The sequence below is a fragment of the Methylomonas rosea genome (assembly GCF_024505055.1).
GTDB lineage: Bacteria > Pseudomonadota > Gammaproteobacteria > Methylococcales > Methylomonadaceae > Methylomonas > Methylomonas rosea.
The window spans coordinates 1-3,178 of sequence record NZ_JANIBL010000121.1; the positions used below are offsets into that span (position 1 = coordinate 1).

Genomic DNA, 3,178 nt, shown 5'->3' on the forward strand with positions numbered 1-3,178 from the left:
TGATCGCCGCCGAAGCGGTCAGCCATTTGGCCCTGGTGCCGTCGCTGCTGTTGCTCTGGCTAGAGTGCGCGGCCAATCGACGTCCACCGCTCGACAGCCTGCGCCTAGTCCAGGTGGGCGGTGCCAGTCTGGCGGCGAAAGTCGCCACCCGCGTTCAGTCGGTGATGAGCTGCGCGCTGCAACAGGTATTCGGCATGGCCGAAGGCTTAGTCAACTACACCCGACTGGACGACGTCCTCGATGCCATTCTGGAAACCCAGGGCCGGCCCATCTCGCCCGACGACGAAATTCGCATCGTCGACGACGAGGACCGGATTTTGGCTGACGGCGCTACCGGCCATTTGCTGACCCGCGGCCCCTATACCATTCGCGGCTACTGGCGCGCCGACGAGCATAACCGCAAGGCATTTACCATTGACGGCTTTTATCGCACCGGCGATTTGGTCCTGCGCCGCGCCGACGGCAATTTGCAAGTGATGGGACGGGCCAAGGATCAAATCAACCGCGCGGGCGAGAAGATTGCCGCTGCGGAAGTAGAACATCACTTGCTCAGCCATCCGCGCGTGCGTAATGCGGCGCTAGTGGCAGTACCGGACGAGCGCTTAGGCGAACGCAGTTGCGCCTTCGTCGAATTGGCCGAACCGATCACGGACGAGGTACCGACACAAATCGCGCTAGGCCTGAAATTGCACTTGCGGGACCATTGCGGACTGGCCGCGCATAAAATACCCGACCGTATCGAGTTTATCGACCGTTTCCCGCTTACCGCCCCCGGCAAAATCGCGAAGCCGCAGCTGCGGGCGATGGCGCTTAACCTAACACGGAGCCAGACATGAGCATACCCCGTATCCCGAGTTACGATCTTCCCGAACAATTGCCCACCGGAAAAGCGGACTGGCGTTTGGAACCCCGCCGCGCGGTATTACTGGTGCACGACATGCAACAGTATTTTTTGAATTTTTTCGATCCCACCCAGCCACCGATCCCGGCGTTGCTACGTAGCTGCGCGGATCTGGTCGCCGCCTGCCGCGCAGCCGGAATTCCGGTATTGTACACGGCACAACGCGGTGGACAGACACCGACCGAGCGCGGACTGCTTAACGATTTTTGGGGACCGGGCCTGGAGAACGATCCGGCGCTGGAACGTATCGCCGATGCCATCGCGCCGTGCCCGGAAGACACGGTGTTGCCGAAATCGCGCTACAGTGCCTTCAAACGTAGCGACCTGGAGACGCGTCTGCGGGCTATGGGCCGTGATCAACTGGTGATTTGCGGCGTGTATGCGCATATCGGCTGTCTGATGACTGCTGCGGAAGCCTTCATGCTCGATATCCAACCCTTTTTGATCGGCGATGCACTGGCCGATTTTTCCCTTGCCGAGCACGAGCAAGCCTTGCGTTACGCCGCCGGTCGCTGCGCGCGCGTCCTCGGCACTCGGGAGCTGATTGCCGCTTTGCAACCGCCGTGCCCTAGCCTGAGCGTGTTGCGTTGCGAAATTGCGGAAGCGATGGCGATCAATCCGGACTTGCTGGGCGATGAAGACGATCTGTTTTTGATGGGGCTGGATTCGCTGGTAATGATGACGCTGATGCAGCGTTGGCGCCAACGCGGGTTCCATGCCGAGTTCGCGGAGCTGGCACCGATGCCGACACTGGGAGCTTGGCATGCTTTGTGGCAGGAATCCGCCACCGCTGAGGCAGGCAGACGATGATGCGCGCTCAACCCGGTCTGCCATTAACGCAGGCACAAACGGGCGTCCTGCTCGGTCAACAACTCGCCGGCGAAGCCAGCGTCTTTTATGCTGCGGAATACACAGAGCTATATGGACCGTTCGATGATGGCTTGTTTACACAGGCGCTGCACGCCACTTTGCGCGAGGCCGATACGCTGCAGGTCCGCATCGTCGAGATGGGCGGGGGATATCGACAGCAGCGCATCGAGCCCAATCTGCAGGCTTTGGCGGTAGCATCCGCCGAAGAGCTGAGTCGGAAGGCGTTCATGGCCGAACTATCCGGGCAAATACGGCAAGCCTTCGATCCGGCCGGCGGCTACCTTTACACGCATAAGCTTTACCGCCGGGCAGCCGATCACCACGTCTGGCTGCACCGCGCTCACCATCTGCTGCTGGACGGCTACGGCTTCCAATTGATCGCACGACGGACCGCCGCGCACTACGAGGCTCTACTTGCCGGCAACCCGCTGGCGCCGGTCGCATTCGCTACCCTGGACGCCGTGCTGAACGCCGATCAGGCTTATCAGAATTCGCTTGACCGGGAGGACGACCGCCGCTATTGGCTCGCCGAACTCTCCGGGCTAAAACCCAAGTCCCTGTCTCCGCATCCCAAGCCCGGAATCGGTCGCGGTTGCCGGGTCGGCGGGGCCTTGCCGGATGCGGTCGCCGTTCGCCTTAAACGCCGTGCGCTGGCGCTGGATTTGAGTTGGCCTGAACTATTGATTGCCGGTTTTGCCGGCTATTTGGCGCGATACGGTTACGGTCGCGATACGGTGCTTGGCCTGACCACAATGCTGCGTTCGTCGGGAGCGGTCGCCCGTACACCGTGCAGCGCAATGAACGTAATGCCTTTGCCTATCAGGCAGGCCGGCGAATTGGGTCTGGCCGATACGGCTCGGGGCCTTCGGTCGGATCTGGCCCGGCATCGATCGCATCAGCGTTACCGTTTCGAGCATTTGGAATTCGACCTGGAAAACGCCGGTTATCCGCGCGGCCTGCTCGGTACCGAAATCAATATCATGCCTTTCGAACCGCCGTCCCGCTTCGGACCATGCCTAGCCCATACCCACACATTGGCAGCGGGGCCGGTGGAAGATCTGGCCGTGGTGTTCATGACCAGGGGCGACGCTATCGTCCTTGATCTGGATGGACGCGAGGAAAATTACGACGACTCTACGCTACGGGCACACTGGTACGGCATTATCGATTTTCTGGCCCAAGCCTTGGAGCCGTCTTAGTCGTCAGGCCCCACCCGGATAACCCAAATTTAGCCTTATACTCCGGCCTCACCGAATTGACTGGGCTTAGCTATGGCTGTATGCATGCTTGATTGAGACAACTTCATTACCTAGTTGCAAGCCGCTACGGCCGTTGAGATGGGCATGGATGCCGGCCACGATAGACAGCGCAATCTCTTCCGGGGTTTGCGCGCCTATGTCCAGTCCT

At 60.5% G+C, this 3,178-nt stretch carries 3 protein-coding genes; all 3 read left to right on the forward strand.

All coding sequences use genetic code 11. The features are described from left to right. Positions 1-836, forward strand: an 836-nt coding sequence (locus NP589_RS21285; protein WP_256608768.1) for an AMP-binding protein, incomplete at its 5' end; no start/stop codon positions are given. Beyond that, positions 833-1,711: an isochorismatase family protein gene (locus NP589_RS21290; protein ID WP_305891086.1), complete on the forward strand. Its 879-nt coding sequence runs from the start codon at positions 833-835 to the stop codon at positions 1,709-1,711. The genes NP589_RS21285 and NP589_RS21290, both read left to right, overlap by 4 nt. Further along, positions 1,708-2,970 (forward strand): condensation domain-containing protein, encoded by a 1,263-nt coding sequence (locus NP589_RS21300; protein ID WP_256608769.1) that lies wholly within the window; start codon positions 1,708-1,710, stop codon positions 2,968-2,970. The genes NP589_RS21290 and NP589_RS21300 overlap by 4 nt, the downstream gene beginning before the upstream one ends. Positions 2,971-3,178 lie beyond the last annotated feature (208 nt).

What these genes read in the sequence shown, in the direction of transcription:
- NP589_RS21290 (WP_305891086.1), top strand. Translation starts at nt 833, where the DNA reads ATGAGCATACCCCGTATCCCGAGTTACGATCTTCCCGAACAATTGCCC.
- NP589_RS21300 (WP_256608769.1), top strand. Translation starts at nt 1,708, where the DNA reads ATGATGCGCGCTCAACCCGGTCTGCCATTAACGCAGGCACAAACGGGC.